Raw genomic sequence first — 18933 nt, 5'->3', positions numbered from 1 at the left:
TTCGATCAGCGCCGCTCTATTTGCACCGCCCAGCCAGGATGCCCAGTCAGGGAGGCAGCCCGTGTCATCACACGCCGTTCGTACCGGAGTCTGGTTCATCGGAGCACGCGGCTCCGTCGCCACCACCGCCATGGCGGGCTGCGCGGCCGTCGCGGCGGGGCTCCACCCGGCGGCAGGCATGGTCACCGAGACCGCGCCGTTCGCCGACAGCGGGCTGCCGGCGCTGACCTCCCTGGTCTTCGGCGGACACGACACCGTCGGCTGTCCGCTCCCCAAACGGGCGGAGGCACTGGCCGCCGGGGGAGTGCTCCCGCACGGACTGCCCTCCGCCGTACGGACCGAACTCGCGGCGGCCGACGCCGAGATACGCCCGGGTGGCCCGCTGCCCGGTGATACCCGCACCGACGAGGAACTCATCGCCGCGTTCGCCGCGGACCTCACCGACTTCGCCCGCCGGGGCAACCTGACCCGCACGGTCGTCGTCAACGTCGCGTCGACGGAGCCCGTCCCGGAACCCGGCGAGAACCGGCTGCCCGCCAGCTCGCTCTACGCCGCGGCCGCGCTCCGGGCCGGGTGCCCCTACATCAACTTCACCCCCTCCACCGGACTGCGCGCTCCCGCGCTCCAGGACGCCGTCGCGGACTGCGGACTTCCTCACGCAGGCCGCGACGGCAAGACGGGCCAGACGCTGCTCCGCTCCGTACTCGCCCCGATGTTCGTGCAACGCGCCCTGCCCGTACGGGCCTGGTCCGGCACGAACCTGCTGGGCGGCGGGGACGGAGCGGCACTGGCCGACCCCGGCGCGGCAGCGGCCAAGAACGCGGGCAAGGAGCGTGTCCTCGCCGACACGCTCGGCACCGCGCCCGAGGGGGAGGTGCACATCGACGACGTGCCCGCGCTCGGTGACTGGAAGACGGCCTGGGACCACATCGCGTTCGACGGATTCCTCGGCGCCCGCATGGTCCTCCAGACGACCTGGCAGGGCTGCGACTCGGCGCTGGCCGCCCCCCTGGTCCTCGACCTGGCTCGGCTGCTCGCCCGCGCCCAGGAAGTGGGCCTGACCGGCCCGCGGCCCGAACTCGGCTTCTACTTCAAGGACCCCGACGGCGGTCCCGCCGCACTGTCCGATCAGTACATCGCGCTGCTGGCCTTCGCCGAACGGCTGCGGGGGGAGAAGTGACAGCTACCGTACGGGCCTGGGCCGAGCTGCTGCGGATCTCGGCGCTGTTCACCGTCCCCGGGGACGCACTTGCCGGGGCGGCGGCCATCGGACGGCGTCCCGGCCGTGGCACCGCGCTGGCCGTCGGCGCCTCCCTCTGCCTGTACGAGGCGGGCATGGCCCTCAACGACTGGGCCGACCGTGACGAGGACGCCGTCGACCGTCCGCACCGCCCGATCCCCTCGGGCCGGATCACCCCGGCCGCGGCGCTCACGGCAGCAGGCGCGCTGACGGCCGCGGGCCTGGCCCTCGCAGCCCGCGCCGGCCGCCCGGCCCTGACGGTGGCCACCGGCCTGGCCGCAACGGTCTGGGCCTACGACCTCCACCTGAAACACACCCAGGCGGGGCCGGCCGCGATGGCCGCGGCGCGCGCCCTGGACCTGCTGCTGGGCGCCACCGCGACATGGGGGGCAGGTGCGGAGCCGGAGCACTCCGGCATGCGCACGGTCGCCGCGCCCGGCCCGGCGACAGGCCTCGTCCGGGCACCCGCGCCCATCCCGGTATCCGCGGGGAAGCGGCGCCGCGGACCGATCGCCCGGCTCGTCGGCAGGGGCGGCCGCGCCCTGGCACAAGCAGGCGGGGATGCGCAGCCGCGCCAAGGAGAGCCGTCCCGGCAAGCAGCCTTCCCGCTGAGGGCCGCACTCCCCTCCGCCGCCCTGCTCGGGGCGCACACCTACGCCGTCACCGCCGTCTCGCGCCACGAGACGCAGGGCGGTTCCGCCGTCGCGCCCCTCTCCGCGCTCGCGGCGGTCATCGCGCTCGGTGCAACCGCCGCACGCGAGCAGCGGGGGTCCGGGGACGTGACCCCCGTCCCGGGAAGAGGCGCGTCGGGCGGCAGCCAGCGCCCCGAACGCGGAGCATCCGCATCCGCGGCCGCCCCCGCCTCGACCCGCATCCTCCTCACCGCACTCACCGGCGCCTACCTCCGGACCGCCGCCGAGCCGCTCCTCCACGCGACCCTCAACCCGTCCCCGCCGCTGACCCAGCGCGCCGTGGGCAGCGGCATCCGGGCGATGATCCCGCTCCAGGCCGCGCTCGCCGCCCGTGCCGGGGCGGCCGGCACCGGGCTCGCCGTCATGGGGCTCGTCCCTCTCGCCCGCACACTCGCCCGGAAGGTGAGCCCCACATGACCATCCGCCTCGGCTACGGCACCAACGGGCTCACCGACCTCCGCCTCGACGACGCCCTCGCGCTCCTCGCGGGCCTCGGGTACGACGGCGTCGGCCTCACCCTCGACCACATGCACCTCGACCCGCTCGCCCCGGACCTCGCCGCCCGCACCCGCCGCGTGGCGCAGAGACTCGAACAGCTCGGGCTGGGTGTCACCGTCGAGACCGGTGCCCGCTATGTGCTGGACCCGCGCCGCAAGCACGGCCCGTCCCTCCTCGACCCGGACCCGGAGGCCCGCGCCGCCCGCACCCGGCTCCTGGTCCGGGCCGTCGAAGTCGCCTCCGACCTGGGCGCCCACGCCGTGCACTGCTTCAGCGGCATCACCCCACCCCACACCACGCCCGACACGGCCTGGCGGCGGCTGACCGATGCCCTGGCCCCGGTGCTCGTGGCCGCAGACCGCACCGGCGTCCCGCTCGCCATCGAGCCCGAACCCGGGCATCTCCTCGCCAATCTTTCCGACTTCCACCACCTGCGCCTCCTCAGCGGCGACCCCGAACCACTCGGGCTCACCCTCGACATCGGCCACTGTCAGTGCCTGGAGCCCTCGTCACCCGCGGACTGCGTCCGGGACGCCGCACCCTGGCTGCGCCACGTCCAGATCGAGGACATGCGCCGGGGCATCCATGAGCATCTGCCGTTCGGCGACGGCGAGATCGACTTCCCGCCCGTCCTCGAAGCGCTCGACACGCTCGGCGACACCGGATACGGCGGCCTCACCGTGGTCGAACTGCCCCGCCACTCCCACGCCGGCCCCGAACTCGCCCGCAGCTCCATCGACTTCCTCCGCTCCCGCATCCCGTCGAGACTCCCGAAGGGAGCGACGTCATGCCGATGACCCCGCCGGCCTCGCCGCAGACGCCCCCGCTGCTGACCCGTGGGCAACTCGACACCCAGCTCGGCGGCGCCGCACGCGCCTGGCTCGACGAGGCCCTCGCCGAGGCCGCGCACGCCGCCGACCACGAGGACACCACACCCGCAGGCCCGTACGCCGTACCCCCGTGGGAGCTGCGGTTCGCCGCCGCAGGCCGGCACTGCGGACTGGAGCACGCCGATTCCGTACGCGCCCTGCTGCTCCTCAAAGCCCGCGCCGCCCTCCCCGCCGTGACCAGGCTCTACGAACAGGGCACCGCCGCCGAGCGGCGCGCCGTCCTCCTCACGCTCCATCGGCTGGAGCTCGGCCCCACCGCACTCCACCTCGTCGAGGACGCCCTGCGCACCAACGACACCCGGCTGGTCGCCGCCGCCGTCGGTCCGTACGCCGCCGCCCATCTCGACACGCACCACTGGCGCCACGCCGTCCTCAAGTGCCTCTTCACCGGCGTCCCCGTCGAGGCCGTCGACAAGCTGGCCCACCGCGCTCGGGGCGACGCGGAACTCGCCCGCATGCTGGGCGACTTCGCAGCCGAACGCACCGCCGCCGGCCGCGCAGTCCCCGGCGACCTGCGTCACGTCCTCAGCCTCACGGCCCCCGCACCTGCCGCCCCCACGGAGGGTTTCTGATGCGCATCTTCGACCCCCACATCCATATGACCTCCCGCACCACGGACGACTACCAGGCGATGTACGACGCGGGTGTCCGCGCCCTTGTCGAACCCTCCTTCTGGCTCGGCCAGCCCCGCACCTCGCCCGCCAGCTTCTTCGACTACTTCGACGCCCTGCTCGGCTGGGAACCCTTCCGCGCCGCCCAGTACGGCATCGCCCACCACTGCACGCTCGCCCTCAACCCCAAAGAGGCGAACGACCCCCGCTGCACCCCCGTCCTGGACGCCCTGCCCCGGTATCTCGTCAAGGACTCCGTCGTCGCCGTCGGCGAGATCGGCTACGACTCCATGACCCCCGCCGAGGACACCGCCCTCGCCGCCCAGCTGCAGCTCGCCGCCGACCACGGGCTGCCCGCCCTCGTCCACACTCCGCACCGTGACAAGCTCGCCGGTCTGCACCGCACCGTCGACGTGATCCGCGAGTCCCACCTCCCCCCGGAGCGGGTCCTGCTCGATCACCTCAACGAGACGACGGTGAAGGACGCCATGGACAGCGGCTGCTGGGCCGGCTTCTCCATCTACCCCGACACCAAGATGGACGAGGACCGCATGATCGCGATCCTCAGGGCCCACGGCACCGAGAAGATCCTGGTCAACTCGGCCGCCGACTGGGGCAGGAGCGACCCCCTCAAGACCCGGAAGGTCGGCGACGCCATGCTCGCCGCCGGGTTCAGCGACGACGACGTCGACCAGGTGCTCTGGCGCAACCCCGTCGCCTTCTACGGCCAGAGTGGCCGCCTGCAACTCGACCTCGCCACCCCCGATCCACTCCACGAGGGGAACTCCATCCTCCGTGGCGGGGAGTGACCCGATGCGCTTCCGCCACCCCGACGGATCCACCGTCCACCTCGCCTACTGCACCAACGTCCACCCCGCCGAAACCCTGGACGGTGTCCGCGCCCAACTGCGCGACCACTGCGAACCCGTCCGCAGACGCCTCGGCCGCGACCGCCTCGGCATCGGCCTCTGGCTCGCCAAGGATGCCGCGAACACCCTGATCAACGACCCCGCCCAACTGCGCTCCCTGCGCGCCGAACTCGACCACCGCGGCCTCGAAGTCGTCACCCTGAACGGCTTCCCGTACGAAGGGTTCGGCGCCGAAGAGGTCAAGTACCGGGTGTACAAGCCGGACTGGACGGACGCCGATCGCCTCGCCCACACGACCGATCTCGCCCGGCTGCTCGCCACCCTGCTCCCGGACGACGTCACGGAAGGCACCATCTCCACCCTCCCGATCGCCTGGCGCACCCCGTACACCGGCGACCCGGAAGCCGCCCGCACCGCGCACACCGCCCTCAGCACCCTTGCCGAACGGCTCGACGTCCTCGCCGAGCTGACCGGCAAGTCCATCCGGATCGGTCTCGAACCCGAACCGGGCTGCACGGTCGAGACGACCGCCGACGCCATCGCACCGCTCACCGCAGTCGGACACGACCGCATCGGCATCTGCATCGACACCTGCCATCTCGCCACCTCCTTCGAGGACCCGGACACCGCCCTCGACGCACTCGCCGCAGCCGGCGTCCAGGTCGCCAAGTGCCAGCTCTCCGCCGCACTCCACGCCGAACACCCGCACCTCCCCGAAGTGCGCACCGCGCTTGCGAACTTCGCCGAACCCCGCTTCCTCCATCAGACCCGCACCCTGACTACGCACGGACTGCGCGGCACCGACGACCTCGACGAGGCGGTCACCGGCCAGGCACTGCCCGACGGCACCCCGTGGCGCGCCCACTTCCACGTCCCGCTGCACGCACCCCCCGCGCCACCCCTCACCTCAACCCTCTCGGTGCTCCAGTCCACGCTGACCCGACTGGTCGGCGGAGCCCGGCCGATGACCCGTCACCTGGAGGTCGAGACGTACACCTGGCAGGCGCTCCCCGCCGAGCTGCGCCCCCGCAGCCGGCCCCAGCTCGCCGACGGCATCGCCGCCGAACTCACTCTCGCCCGCGACCTCCTGGTCGACCTCGGCCTCAAGGAGCTCCCGTGACCCCAGCCGAGCAGGCCACCACGCCCACCCCCCTCCTCGTCCTCGATGTCGTCGGCCTCACTCCACAGCTTCTCGACCACATGCCGCACCTCAAGGCGTTGGCACAGTCCGGCACCCACGCCCCCCTCGGCACCGTGCTTCCCGCCGTCACCTGCGCCGCCCAGTCCACCTTCCTCACCGGCACCACCCCCGCCGAACACGGCATCGTCGCCAACGGTTGGTACTTCCGCGAGCTCGGCGACGTCCTCCTCTGGCGCCAGCACAACGGCCTCGTCGCCGGGGACAAGCTCTGGGACGCCGCCCGCCGCGTTCACCCCGGCTACACCGTCGCCAACATCTGCTGGTGGTACGCGATGGGCGCCGACACCGACATCACCGTGACCCCGCGCCCCGTCTACTATGCCGACGGCCGCAAGGAGCCCGACTGCTACACCCGGCCGCCCGCCCTCCACGACGAACTCACCGAAAAGCTCGGCACCTTCCCCCTCTTCCACTTCTGGGGACCCGGCGCCGACCTCGTATCCTCGCAGTGGATCATCGACGCGACCCGGCACATCCTGGACACCCGCCACCCCGACCTGGCCCTGTGCTATCTGCCGCACCTCGACTACGACCTGCAGCGCTACGGGCCCGACGACCCCCGCGCGTACCGGGCGGCGGCCGAGCTCGACCGGGCCATGGCCCCGCTGCTCGACGACGCCCGCCGCGAGGGGCGCACCGTCGTCGCGCTCTCCGAGTACGGCATCACCCGTGTCGATCGCCCGGTCGACATCAACCGGGCACTGCGCCGCGCCGGCCTGCTGGAGGTCCACACCCAGGACGGCATGGAGTACCTGGACCCGATGGCCTCCCGTGCCTTCGCCGTCGCCGACCACCAACTCGCCCACATCTACGTACGCCGTCCCGAGGATCTCGATGCGACCCGTGAAGCTCTCCAGGACGTCCAGGGCATCGAACAGCTCCTCGACGACGAGGGCAAGAAAGCCCACGGCCTCGACCACCCGCGCTCCGGCGAGCTCGTCGCCGTCGCCGACCCGGATGCCTGGTTCACGTACTACTACTGGCTCGACGACGCGCGCGCCCCCGACTTCGCGCAGCTCGTCGAGATCCATCGCAAACCCGGTTACGACCCGGTCGAACTCTTCCTGGACCCCCAGGACCCGTACGTCCGGGTCAAGGCGGCCACCGCCGTGGCCCGCAAGAAGCTCGGCATGCGCTACCGCATGGCAGTCGTGCCGCTGGACCCGTCACCCATTCGCGGTAGCCACGGCCGCCTTCCCATGAGCGACGAAGAAGGTCCGCTCATCCTGTGCTCCACCCCCCACGCGTTCACCGGCCCCGTCCGGGCCACCGAGGTGAAGTCCTTGCTCCTCACGCTTGCCGGCCTCGCATGACCGGTCCGCGCACAGCGTTTCGAGCATCTTCGAGAAAGAGAGAGACCGTGACCGCGTACAACGACGAATCCGGAACGGACGGCGCCCTGCGCCGCAGCCTCGGCGTCAGCCGCCGCCGCTTTCTGAGCACCTGCACGGCCGCTGCGGCAGCGGCCATCGCCGCGCCCGCCTTCGGCGCGTCGCCGGCCCTCGCCCAGCCCGCCCCCGACCAGGGGCAGGGCGTCGGCCTGTCTCTGGTCCCGGCGGACAGGCGAGGAATCATCCTGTACACCGTGCGCGACGCCACGGGCCGGGATCCGCTCACCACCACCCTTCCCTCGGGCTTCCGTGAGGTCTTCGGGGAGCTGGCCCGCTACGGCTACAAGCAGGTCGAGTTCGCCGGGTACGGCCAGCACGCCAACGCACCCGGTGGAAGCAACCTCGAATCGGTGGAAGGCGCGAAGCTGCTGCGCTCGTGGCTGGACGAGTACGGTCTGCGCGCCCAGGGCAACCACGGCTTCATCCCGTCGTCCTGGCCGCTGAACCAGAGCGACCTGGACCGGTTCAAGCTTCACCTCGAGATAGCGAACATCCTCGGCATGGAACACATGGGCACCGGTGGCGACCCCACCGGCAGTGCCTACCGTGCCGACTGGGACGTGGCCGCCGACAAGTGGAACACGTTGGGACAGATCGCTCAGGGTGCGGGCCTCAAGCTGTACACCCACAACCACGACGCGGCCTACGGCTTCCTGCTCGACGGCGGTCCGCTGGACGCACAGGGCCGCCCCACGCGCAGCTCCGGCACCCGCAAGCTCGAGTACTTCCTTCAGGTCACGGACCCGAAGTCCGTATGGCTGGAGATGGACATCTTCTGGGCGCACGTCGCCCAGTACAAGTTCCACACCTACACGGCGCACGACGGATCGCAGCAGGAGAACATCTTCGACCCGGCGGCGCTGGTCCGCGGCAACACCAAGCGCTACCCGCTGTTCCACGCCAAGGACGGCGTCGTCAACACCAACAGTGGCAATGGCTACGACATGGTCCCCTTCGGTACCGGGGTCATCGACTACCGGACGTTCTTCCGTCGCGTCGGGGCGAAGAATTACCACAACCCGATGGTCGAGCAGGACAACGCACCGAGCTCGACCGTCCCCGCGCAGTCCCTGAACCATGCGCGGATCGGTTACGACAACTTGGCGGCGCTGCGCAAGTAGAACCATCGGCGGCATCGGAGGGGCGGGCCGCGCCTCACCCCGAATTCCTGACGATCGGGGAACAGTGCAAACGCCCGCCTCTACGACGTCCTGCTCGCCGAAACCGACCCCGACCTGTTCTTCCTGGAGGTGGACACCCACTGGGCCCACGTCGGCCAGTTCCGTTTCAGCAAGCGCCCGGACGGCACACCCGCCTCCTTCGACCACAAGAGGTTCCTGACGGCCGTCGGCAAGCCCCGAGGCGGCCGCCGTGACCACCTTGCGATCGCAGGCACCGGGCGACGCTCCTCATGGGGCAAACCGTGCCGGTCACGGCACTGGCGAGCAACCGCACGACGGCCCTCCCCGCACCGCGCCGGGAGGGCCGTTGCTCGGACGGCAGCGGATCCAGTGCCCCTCCGGCACTAGGGCCTGTCTTGAGTCGTGATCAAGGTGTGGGACGCCCCTTCCGGTGACTGCCCGCGGGCTGGTAGAAGCTGGGTATGGCGCGTACGGAACTACCGGACGACGAGTGGGAGTTGATCGGGCCGTTTCTGCCGGTAGGCAGGTTCGACCCGTGCCCGGAGCATCTGCGGGAGCAGTTCGAGGGCGTGATCTGGCGGTTCCGCTCGGGCAGTCAGTGGCGGGAGATGCCGGCGGAGTTCGGCGCATGGCAGACCGTCTACAACCGCTTCGTCCAGTGGCGTGACGCAGGCGTCTTCCAGGCGCTGATGGACGGCATGATCACCGAGGCTGCCCGGCGCGGCCAGGTGAACCTGTCCCTGGTCAGCGTGGACTCCACGGTGGCCCGCGCTCATCACGACGCGGCGGGAATGCGGGTCAGTGAGGAGGTCCTCGCCTCTCTGGAAGAGGCGGCCGGGGAAGCAAAGGGGGTCGCCGGAAAGAACAAAAGCCACAGGTCGTAGCTGTGGAGGGTGAGCCTGATCCGGACCGGGAGGAGCGGCGGCGGATCCGGCGCAGGCGCCGGGCCCGTCTGAAGGCAGCCCAGCTGGGACGCTCGCGCGGCGGACTGACCAGTACGGCGGCTGGGGTAGATGAGCGGTGATGCCGGGTCAGCGTGGCGCGGTTTCGAGGGAGAAGCTGTGCAGGAGGGCTCCGGTGGTGTCGGGGTCCTCGAACATGGGTGTGTGGCCGACACCGTCGAGGATCTCGATCCGGGCGTGGGGGACTCGGCGGTAGTCCTGGGCGGAGGACGGCTGCCATCGCCGGTCCTGGGAGCCGAAGATCACCAGGGTCGGCAGGCCGAGGCCGGCGAGCCGGTCGGGGATGGGCTGTTCCTTCAGGTACGCGGTGGACGCCTCGTCGGTCGCGGTGAGGCTGTGGTAGGTCATGCCCCGGATATCGGTGATCATCTGGTCGGGGATCCGCACCTCACGGGTGAACGCGGTGCTCAGCGCGTCACGGATCGTGCCTTCGGTGCGCAGCCGCCAGAGCAGTTCCCCTACCACCGGCGTGGTCAGCAGGCGGCCGGCGAAGCTGTCGCCGCGGAACGCGTCCAACCGCGGGCCGGTGTCGATCAGCGCGATCGCCGCCACCAGGTCGCGGCGCTGTTCGGCCAGCGACGTGGCGACGGCGCCGCCGGTCGAATGCCCGACGACGGTCGCGCGGCGCACCCCGAGCTGATCGAGTACGGCCCCGACCCGGCGTGCCTGCTCCGCGATGCCGTAGCCATCGGCCGGTTTGGCTGATCCGCCGTGCCCGAGCAGGTCCACCCGCACCGCATGCAGGTCCCGCAATGCCGGCAGCACTGGATCCCACCATGCCGTCGAGCCGCCCAGGCCGTGCAGGAGCACCACCGTGGGCGCGCCGGGCGGCCCGTCCTGCACGACGTGGATGTCCCCGCCGGGAAGGCGCACGATCTGCTCGCCGGAGGCTTCGGCTGTCTCCGTGAGCACTGACGCCGTGTTCAACGCGAGGAGGACGGCCAGCACGCCGACGGCCAGCAGCGTGATCCGCCGCCGTCGACTCCTCGCCCGCCATCGGCGCGGGGCGCGCGGCGCCGCGTCTGCGCGGCTGTGGGTGCGTTGGTCTTGCGGGGTGGTCGTCTCGTCCATGGCTCCTCCGTCGCTCGGTCCGTGGCGCCACCACACTGCCGACCGCCGGTGCGACGCGTCTTGGAGAAATGTCCGCGCCTCGCGCATGGTTGATCCCGCCGCCGAGCCGCTCGTACAGTGAAGGCGTGCGACCAGTTCACCGGAAGACAGACGCCACTGCGGCCTGGGAGATCGTGCGGCAGTCGCGGGCAACCGCGTTGCCTGGTGTCGACATGGCCGGATTCCGTATTCACGGCGACAGCCCAATCGAACTGCGAGCCATCCCCCACCCAGCCGTCACCGTGGCCGTCGAGTTCGGTGACCGCCCGTTCAGTATCCACGGCGCCGCTGGCCGAATGCGGTCGGCGAGCCTGGCCGCCGGGCTCGCCTTCAGCGCGTTCCAGGTGCGCGCCGAGGGCATCGAGTGTGTGCAGATACGCCTGTCTCCGCTCACCGCGTCCCCCGTGCTCGGGCTCCCGCTCGCGGAGTTGCGCGGGAGCGTCGTCACACTCGACGACCTGTGGGGCCGCGATACACCGCGCCTGCGGGAGCGGCTTCACCATGCGCGAACCTGGCCGGAGCGCTTCGCGCTGATCGACACAGAACTGTTGACCCGGCTCCATGCAGGCAGGACGGTCGATCCCGAGGTGGCCTGGGCCTGGCGCCAGATCGTCGCCAGCCATGGCCGAACCCGCGTGAGCGACCTCGCAGCCCGGACCGGGTGGAGCCGCCAGCGCATGTGGTCACGCTTTGGCTCGCAGATCGGCCTGACACCCAAACGCGCCGCCATGCTCGTTCGCTTCGATCAGGCCATCCACCGCCTGGTCCGCGGACACACCCCCGCGCAGGTGGCAGCGGACTGTGGCTATGCCGACCAGCCCCACCTCCACCACGACATTCGCGCGTTCACCGGGAGAACCCCCACCGCCGCCGCGAACGAGCCATGGCTGGCCGCCGACGACACAGCCTGGCCAGCACACGGCGGCGCGGCCTGAAGCCACGGGTCAAGACGGAGTGCGTCCGCGGACGCGTCTTCGCCACCCGGGCTGAAGCGAACCTCGCGCTCTCCGATGCGGTAGACGCGGCCTCGAGCGTCCGTGATTTCGCGGAAGCCCGCGCCCGCCGTGGTGGCCGGCGCGGTCTCCGTTGCGTATGGTTCCGCTGTCATATCAGGAGATCTCCCGGCTGATCGGATGCGGATTGGGTTCGATGCGCTTGGCGCTCGGCCGGCCCGGCGCCTTGAGGAAGCAGGCGAGCACCGCGGAGGCGAGACCGATGCTGCCTGCCAGGGCGAAGGCGCCGCCGTAGCCCCAGGCACCGACCACGAGGGCGCCGACCCCGGAGCCGACCAGGCCGGAGATCAGCTTGGAGCTGTAGACCATTCCGTAGTTGGAGGCGTTGTTGTTCTCACCGAAGTAGTCCGCGGTCATCGCCGCGAACAGCGGGAAGATGGCGCCGCCACCGAAGCCGGAGACCATCGAGCAGAACAGGAAGAACGGCATCGAGCCGATGTCCCCGGAGAAGAAGACCCCGAACTGCGCGGATCCCAGCACCACACAGACGATGATCAGCGTGTTGCGGCGTCCGTACCGGTCGGAGATCCAGCCGATGACACCGCGGCCGGTCCCGTTCACGATCGCCTTGAGTGACATGGCCGTGGCCACGATGCCGCCGGCGAACCCCATTTCCTTGCCGAACGGCACCTGCATGGCGATACCGAAGATGTTGATGCCCGCCGTGCAGAGCAGGCAGAACCACATCATCCACAGCACCGGGGTCCGGGCCGCCTCACGCGGGGTGTACTGCTTGACCGCCGGCGGGTTCTTGGCCAGCGAACGCACGATCCGCGGGTCGTCCGAGACCTTCAGCGGGTCGACGTGCGGCGGCCACCAGTTCTTCGGCGGGTCCTTGAAGAACCAGCCGGCGACCGCGACGGCCGCACAGCAGATGACCCCGACGGAGACCAGCACACCCTGGTAGTTGGAGAGATCCATGTACGAGGTGAAGAGGAACACGAACGGCACCGAGCCATAGGCGAAACCGCCGTTGACCATGCCGGTTTTGCCGCCCTTGCGCTCCGGGTACCACTTGCCGACCATGTTCACGCAGGTCGCGTAGACGAGTCCGGCGCCGATACCGCTGAACATGCCGAAGCCGAAGTAGGCGACGATGACATGAGGCGCGTACGCCAGCGAGAGGTAGCCGAGCAGGGTGCCCAGCGCTCCCAGCAGCATCGCGCTCCTGGCCGGCAGCCTCCCGCTCTCACGGAGCTGCCCGGCAGGGAAGGCCACGGCTGCCTGGAAGAAGATCCAGACCCCCATCAGCCAGAAGATGTGGCCGCTGGCCCACAAGTGCGCGTCGTGCAGCGTCTCCTCGGCGGAGGTGAACGCGTACTCCGACGAGCTGATGCCCAACATGCCGATCCACGGGAAGAGCACCATGGTCCAGCGTGGCCGCCGCATGATGTCCCGGTCGGTCTCGCCGAGCCGGTACACACGGCCGTTGCGGTCCGTCACCTCCCTGAAGGGGACGGATATGGAGATGTCAGTCGTTGTCATGATCGATCGAACCCCTTGCGTGGAAGAAGTCTGGCCGGCGCCCCCTGTCCGTTCCCACTTCGCGTCGCCCGGGGTCTGCGGCCGAGCGGTTCGCCGCAGACCCCGTGGTTCGAGCCGTCGCTCTCAGGTCATCGATCACCGTCCAACAGCCCTGCCGCACGGGCCCATCGGTACTTGGCGCCCAGTACGGCCACCGGCTTCTCCGTCGTGTACGGGTACGCGACGACGCCGTGCTCGAAGAGGTACTGGCACGCCTCCTCCACCTCGGTGTCGCCTGCCAATGACGCCACCACGGGCTTCTCGATCCCGCGCTCGCGGAATTCTGCGACCACCCGGGCCGTCAGCTCCGCGAAGACCATCGGGGGAGTGACGATCGTGTGCCAGTAGCCGAGGACCAGCGAGTGGATCCGCGGATCCTCCAGACCGAGCCTGATCGTTGCCTCGTACGTCGACGGCGGCTCACCGCCCGTGATGTCGATCGGGTTGCCCGCCGCACCGAACGGCGGAATGAACGCCTTGAACGCCGCGTCCAGATCCGGCGGAATCTCCATGAAGGAGAGCCCGTTGTCGACGATCGCGTCCGACAGCAGCACACCCGAACCGCCGGCGCCCGTGATGATGACGACGTTGTCGCCCTTCGGCGTCGGCAGCACGGGCAGCGCCCGCGCGTACTCCAGCATGTCGTTCAGCCCCGGGGCCCTGATCACCCCCGCCTGGCGCAGGATGTCGTCGTACACGGCGTCGTCGCCCGCCAGCGCACCGGTGTGCGATCCCGCCGCCTTCGCACCGGCGCTGGTACGGCCGGCCTTCAGTACCACGATCGGCTTCTTCGGTACGGTCGCCCGCGCCGCCTCGACGAACGCGCGCCCGTCCTTGAGATCCTCCAAGTGCATCGCGATGCAGTCGGTGTTGGGGTCCTCGCCGAACCAGGTCAGCAGGTCGTCCTCGTCGATGTCTGACTTGTTGCCGAGCCCGACGATCGCCGACACACCGGTCTTCGTGGAACGGGCGAAGCCGAGGATGGCCATGCCGATACCGCCGGACTGCGACGTCAGCGCCACCCCGCCCTTCACGTCGTACGGGGTGCAGAAGGTGGCGCAGAGGTCCTGCCACGTCGAGTAGTAGCCGTAGATGTTCGGCCCGAGCAGACGTACGCCGTACCGCTCGCCGATCGCCACGATCTCGTCCTGCAAAGCCTGTTCACCGGTCTCGGCGAATCCGGAAGGGATGAGCACCGCATTGGGAATCCCCTTGCGCCCCACCTCTTCCAGCGCCGATGCCACGAACGTGGCGGGGATCGCGAAGACCGCCACATCCACCTCACCGGGAACGTCGGTGACACTCTTGTACGCCTTGCGGCCCAGAATGTCATCGGCCCGGGGGTTCACCGGATGGATCTCCCCGGAGAATCCGCCGTCGACGAGGTTGCGCATCACCGAATTGCCGATCTTGCCCTGCTCGTTGGAGGCGCCGATCACGGCGACCGAGCGCGGCTCCATCAGCCGGCGCATCGACGCGAGGATCTCTTCACGCGGGTACGTACGCCGCGGCGCCACCACCTCCGTCGACAGCAGGATCCGGATGTCCGCCGCGACCGCACCTTCCGGAGCGGCGATGACCGGATTGAGGTCGACCTCCGCGATCTCCGGGAAATCCGTGACCAGTTGGGAGACCCGCCGGATCTGTTCGGCCAGTGCCCACCGGTCCACCGGCGGCGCACCCCGCACCCCGCGCAGGATCTCCGCGGCGCCGATCGAGTCGAGCATCGACTGCGCCTCGTCCGCACTGACCGGAGCGAGACGGAAGGTGATGTCCTTCAGCACCTCCACCAGCACGCCACCGAGCCCGAAGGCGACGACCTTCCCGAACGTCGGGTCGGTGACCGCGCCGACGATGACCTCCTGGCCGGGTGGCACCAGCTGCTGCACCTGGACACCGTCGATCCGCGCGTCCGGCGCGTACGCCCGCACGTTCTCGATGATCCGGCAGAACGCGGCCCGGACCGCCGAGGCGCCCTCCACCCCGACGACGACACCACCCGCATCCGTCTTGTGCAGCACATCGGGGGAGACGATCTTCAGTACGACCGGTCCGCCGAGCCGGTCCGCGACGGCCACCGCCTCCTCGACGTCCTGCGCCGACTCCTCGCCCGGCACGGCGATCCCGTACGCATCGGCGACGATCTTGCCCTCGGGAGCGGTGAGCGCATTGCGTCCGGCGGCCCGTACCGAGTCGAGCAACGCCCGTACGGTCTCCCGGTCCTGTGATTCGACCATGCTCAGATGACTCCGTTCGTCTTCAGCAGCCGCAGCTCCTCGTCGCCGAGGCCCAGCTCACCGACGTACACCTCTTCGTTGTGCTCACCGAGCAGCGGCGACGTGACCACATCCACCGGGGAGTCGGAGAGCTTCAGCGGGGAGCCGACGGTGGTGAACGTGCCGCGCTCCGGGTGCTCCACCTGGACGACCATCTCGTTGGCGACCAGGGACTCGTCCTCGATGATCTCCTGGGTGGAGAGAATCGGCCCGCACGGGATGTTGTGTGCGTTCAGCCGTTCCAGCACTTCCCACTTGGGGAGCGTCGAGGACCACTCCTCGATGAGTTGGAACATCTTGTCGAGCTTGGGCAGCCGGGCCTCGGGCGTCGCCCACTCGGGGTCGTCCACCAGCTCCGGCCGTCCGATGAGCGAGGCGAGCGGCTGCCAGCCGACCGGCTGCACAATGACGTACACATAGTCGTTGGGCCCACCGGGCGCGCACTTCACCGCCCATCCGGGCTGCCCACCGCCGCTCGCATTGCCGCTGCGCGGCACCTCGTCGCCGAAGTCCTCGTTCGGGTATTCGGCCAATGGCCCGTGCGTCAGCCGCTGTTGGTCACGGAGCTTCACCCGGCAGAGGTTGAGCACCGCATGCTGCATGGCGACGTTGACGCGCTGTCCCCGCCCGGTGTTCTCGCGCTGGAACAGCGCGGCCAGAATGCCCGCGACCGCGTGGATGCCGGTTCCGGAGTCGCCGATCTGCGCACCGGTGGCGAGCGGCGGACCGTCCTCGAAGCCGGTGGTGGACATCGAGCCGCCCATGGCCTGGGCGACCACCTCGTACGCCTTGAAGTTGGTGTACGGACCCTCGCCGAAGCCCTTGATGGAGGCGTACACGATCCGCGGATTGATCTCCTGGATCCGCTCCCAGGTGAACCCCATCCGGTCTACGGCGCCCGGGCCGAAGTTCTCCACCATCACATCGCTGCGGCGGATCAGTTCGGTGAGGATCTCCTTGCCGCGCTCGCTCTTGGTGTTGAGCGTGATGCTCCGCTTGTTGCAGTTGAGCATCGTGAAGTAGAGGGAGTCGACATCCGGCAGATCGCGCAGCTGTTTTCGGGTGATGTCGCCGCTCGGCGCTTCGAGCTTCACCACGTCCGCGCCGAGCCAGGCGAGCAGTTGGGTGGCGGAGGGGCCGGACTGTACGTGCGTCATGTCGAGGACGCGCACGCCCTCAAGAGCTTTGGTCATGCCAACGGCTCCTCTGCTGCGGTACGGTACATTGCATACAGTCGACGAATACTGTATGAAGCTTGTTATCCCGCATCCGGTGGGTGGTGTCCAGGGGGCGTGCGGCACTTTCACAATCGGCACGATCGGGAGTGGCTATGGATCTGTACGAGCACCAGGCACGACAACTCTTCGCAGAACACGGCATAGCGGTACCGCAGGCCGAGGTCATCGACAGCGCGGCCGAGGCGAAGGCGGCAGCGGGCCGGCTCGGCGGTCGCGTCGTCGTCAAGGCCCAGGTCAAGACCGGCGGCCGCGGCAAGGCAGGCGGAGTGAAGCTCGCCGCCGACCCGGCAGCGGCCGAACTGACCACCCGCCAGATCCTCGGCATGGACATCAAGGGCCACCGGGTACGTACGGTGATGCTCGCCCAGCCCGTCGACATCGAGAAGGAGTTCTACGTCAGCTACGTACTCGACCGAACGAACGGCACCTTTCTCGCCATCGCCTCGGCGGAGGGCGGCATGGAGATCGAGGAGGTTGCCGCGACCCGGCCGGAGGCAGTGGCCCGCATCCCCGTCGACCCGGTGGAAGGAGTCACTGAGAAGAAGGCCGCGGAGATCGCGGCAGCGGCAGCCCTGCCACCCGATGCCGCCCCCGTACTCCACCGCCTCTGGCAGGTCCTCACGAGGGAGGATGCCCTGCTGGTCGAGGTCAACCCGCTGGTCCGGACGACGGACGGACGGATTCTCGCACTCGACGGCAAGGTGACCCTCGACGACAACGCCCGCTTCCGCCAGTCCCGTTGGGGTGCGGAATCCGATGACCCCCACGGCAGCCCACTGGAGTCGGCCGCCGCGGCCAAGGGCCTGAACTACGTCAAACTCGACGGCGAGGTCGGCATCATCGGCAACGGCGCCGGACTCGTCATGTCCACCCTCGACGTCGTCGCCGGCTGCGGAGCCCGCCCGGCCAACTTCCTCGACATCGGTGGCGGCGCCTCGGCAGCCGTCATGGCCGACGGCCTCTCCGTCATCCTCTCCGACCCGGCAGTGAAGTCGGTCTTCGTCAACGTCTTCGGAGGCATCACCTCCTGCGACGCGGTCGCCGACGGCATCGTCCAGGCGCTGCAGTCCGTACGCCTGACCAAACCGCTCGTCGTCCGCCTCGACGGCAACAACGCCGCCCGCGGCCGCGCGATCCTCGACGCACACGCGCACCCCCTGGTCGAGCAGTCCACCACGATGGACGGCGCCGCGCGCCGAGCGGCCCAACTGGCCGCCGCAGCCTAAGGAGACGTGACATGGCCATCTATCTCACCAAGGAGAGCAAGGTCCTCGTCCAGGGCATGACCGGTGCCGAGGGCATGAAGCACACCCGCAGGATGCTGGCGGCGGGCACCCGGATCGTAGGCGGTGTCAACCCGCGCAAGGCAGGCCGGAGCGTGGACATCGACGGTGCCGGGATCCCCGTCTTCGGCTCCGTACGCGAAGGAATGGACGCCACGGGAGCGGACGTCACCGTGGTCTTCGTACCGCCACCGTTCGCCAAGGCGGCCGTCATCGAAGCGGTCGACGCGGGGATCGCTCTGGCGGTGGTCATCACCGAAGGCATCCCGGTCCACGACGCCGTCGCCTTCCACGCCCACGCCCGCACCCGTGGCACCCGCATCATCGGCCCCAACTGTCCCGGTGTGATCACCCCCGGCCAGTCCGACGCGGGCATCATCCCGGCCGACATCGCCCCCGGACCGGGCCGGATCGGCCTCGTCTCGAAGTCCGGGACGCTCACGTACCAGCTGATGCACGAACTGCGCGACATCGGCTTCACATCGGCGGTGGGCATCGGCGGCGACCCCGTCATCGGCACGACGCACATCGACTGTCTGACCGCGTTCGAGAACGACCCGGACACCGAGCTGATCGTCCTCATCGGAGAGATCGGTGGCGACGCGGAGGAACGAGCGGCGGCACACATCGCACAGCACATCACCAAGCCGGTGGTCGGCTACATCGCGGGCTTCACGGCCCCCGAGGGCAAGACGATGGGCCACGCGGGTGCGATCGTCTCGGGCTCGTCGGGCACGGCGGAGGCGAAGCAGAAGGCACTGGAGGCGGCGGGGGTCGCGGTGGGTGCGACACCGACGGAGACGGCGCGGTTGGTGCGGGAGAAGCTGGGGGAACAGTCCAACCTCTCGGGCACATCCAGCCCTTCGGGCACATCCGTCCCGTCCGGAAAGCCCAGTCCGTCCGGCACATCCAGCCCGTCCGGCGCTTGAGGACCGGGGTCCGGTGGGGAGCCCCGAGAACCAGCCCGTCCGGCGCTTGAGGACAGCCGGGTCC

General features: G+C 70.0%; 15 protein-coding genes and 2 pseudogenes. 13 read left to right on the top strand and 4 right to left on the bottom strand.

Annotation, left to right across the window (positions count from 1 at the left end; genetic code table 11):
* Window positions 1-61: 61 nt before the first annotated feature.
* From OG395_RS14520 to OG395_RS14475, 10 genes and pseudogenes are all read left to right on the top strand, one after another.
* Window positions 62-1180, top strand: coding sequence for an inositol-3-phosphate synthase (locus OG395_RS14520; protein ID WP_327243309.1), 1119 nt, complete (start codon window positions 62-64; stop codon window positions 1178-1180).
* Window positions 1177-2349, top strand: a complete 1173-nt coding sequence (locus OG395_RS14515; RefSeq protein ID WP_327243308.1) for an SCO3242 family prenyltransferase — start codon at window positions 1177-1179, stop codon at window positions 2347-2349. The genes OG395_RS14520 and OG395_RS14515 overlap by 4 nt, the downstream gene beginning before the upstream one ends.
* Window positions 2346-3227 (top strand): sugar phosphate isomerase/epimerase family protein, encoded by an 882-nt coding sequence (locus OG395_RS14510; protein ID WP_327243307.1) that lies wholly within the window; start codon window positions 2346-2348, stop codon window positions 3225-3227. The genes OG395_RS14515 and OG395_RS14510 overlap by 4 nt, the downstream gene beginning before the upstream one ends.
* Window positions 3218-3892 carry an EboA domain-containing protein gene (locus OG395_RS14505; protein WP_442818559.1) on the top strand — a complete coding sequence of 225 codons (675 nt, stop codon included), beginning with the start codon at window positions 3218-3220 and terminating at the stop codon, window positions 3890-3892. The genes OG395_RS14510 and OG395_RS14505 overlap by 10 nt, the downstream gene beginning before the upstream one ends.
* Window positions 3892-4740, top strand: coding sequence for a TatD family hydrolase (locus OG395_RS14500; RefSeq protein ID WP_327243306.1), 849 nt, complete (start codon window positions 3892-3894; stop codon window positions 4738-4740). Before OG395_RS14505 ends, OG395_RS14500 begins: the two co-directional genes overlap by 1 nt.
* Window positions 4741-4744: 4 nt before the next feature.
* On the top strand, window positions 4745-5920 hold the full coding sequence (gene eboE, locus OG395_RS14495; RefSeq protein ID WP_327243305.1) for a metabolite traffic protein EboE: 1176 nt from the start codon (window positions 4745-4747) through the stop codon (window positions 5918-5920).
* Window positions 5917-7314 carry a nucleotide pyrophosphatase/phosphodiesterase family protein gene (locus OG395_RS14490; protein WP_327243304.1) on the top strand — a complete coding sequence of 466 codons (1398 nt, stop codon included), beginning with the start codon at window positions 5917-5919 and terminating at the stop codon, window positions 7312-7314. The genes eboE and OG395_RS14490 overlap by 4 nt, the downstream gene beginning before the upstream one ends.
* A 47-nt stretch (window positions 7315-7361) precedes the next feature.
* Entirely contained in the window at window positions 7362-8513 is a 1152-nt protein-coding gene (locus OG395_RS14485; protein WP_327243303.1) for a sugar phosphate isomerase/epimerase family protein, read from the top strand.
* A gap of 72 nt (window positions 8514-8585) precedes the next feature.
* Window positions 8586-8717 (top strand): annotated as a pseudogene (locus tag OG395_RS14480) (sugar phosphate isomerase/epimerase); the annotation flags it as partial.
* 278 nt (window positions 8718-8995) lie between these two features.
* Window positions 8996-9377: pseudogene (locus OG395_RS14475) on the top strand (transposase); the annotation flags it as partial.
* Window positions 9378-9565: 188 nt separating this feature from the next.
* Here the strand turns inward: OG395_RS14475 and OG395_RS14470 are convergent.
* Complete coding sequence (locus tag OG395_RS14470; protein WP_327243302.1) at window positions 9566-10567, bottom strand: alpha/beta fold hydrolase; 1002 nt, start codon at window positions 10565-10567, stop codon at window positions 9566-9568.
* Between the two features lie 125 nt (window positions 10568-10692).
* Here OG395_RS14470 and OG395_RS14465 point away from each other — a divergent pair, with 125 nt between their 5' ends.
* Window positions 10693-11541, top strand: coding sequence for a helix-turn-helix domain-containing protein (locus OG395_RS14465; RefSeq protein ID WP_327243301.1), 849 nt, complete (start codon window positions 10693-10695; stop codon window positions 11539-11541).
* Window positions 11542-11715: 174 nt separating this feature from the next.
* Here OG395_RS14465 and OG395_RS14460 read toward each other — a convergent pair whose 3' ends face one another.
* From OG395_RS14460 to frc, 3 genes are all read right to left on the bottom strand, one after another.
* Window positions 11716-13104 (bottom strand): OFA family MFS transporter, encoded by a 1389-nt coding sequence (locus OG395_RS14460; RefSeq protein WP_327243300.1) that lies wholly within the window; start codon window positions 13102-13104, stop codon window positions 11716-11718.
* Window positions 13105-13232: 128 nt separating this feature from the next.
* On the bottom strand, window positions 13233-15380 hold the full coding sequence (locus tag OG395_RS14455) for an acetate--CoA ligase family protein (protein WP_327243299.1): 2148 nt from the start codon (window positions 15378-15380) through the stop codon (window positions 13233-13235).
* 2 nt (window positions 15381-15382) lie between these two features.
* Window positions 15383-16612: a formyl-CoA transferase gene (gene frc / locus OG395_RS14450; protein WP_327243298.1), complete on the bottom strand. Its 1230-nt coding sequence runs from the start codon at window positions 16610-16612 to the stop codon at window positions 15383-15385.
* Between the two features lie 137 nt (window positions 16613-16749).
* Here frc and sucC point away from each other — a divergent pair, with 137 nt between their 5' ends.
* Together sucC and sucD are read left to right on the top strand one after the other, a co-directional pair.
* Complete coding sequence (gene sucC / locus OG395_RS14445) at window positions 16750-17883, top strand: ADP-forming succinate--CoA ligase subunit beta (RefSeq protein WP_327243297.1); 1134 nt, start codon at window positions 16750-16752, stop codon at window positions 17881-17883.
* An 11-nt stretch (window positions 17884-17894) separates the two neighbouring features.
* On the top strand, window positions 17895-18869 hold the full coding sequence (sucD, locus tag OG395_RS14440) for a succinate--CoA ligase subunit alpha (protein WP_327243296.1): 975 nt from the start codon (window positions 17895-17897) through the stop codon (window positions 18867-18869).
* The last annotated feature ends 64 nt before the right edge of the window (window positions 18870-18933 follow it).

It is taken from the genome of Streptomyces sp. NBC_01320, assembly GCF_035974375.1.
In the GTDB taxonomy this organism is placed as follows: Bacteria; Actinomycetota; Actinomycetes; order Streptomycetales; family Streptomycetaceae; genus Streptomyces; species Streptomyces yanii.
This window is presented reverse-complemented; position numbering and strand designations above follow the sequence as displayed.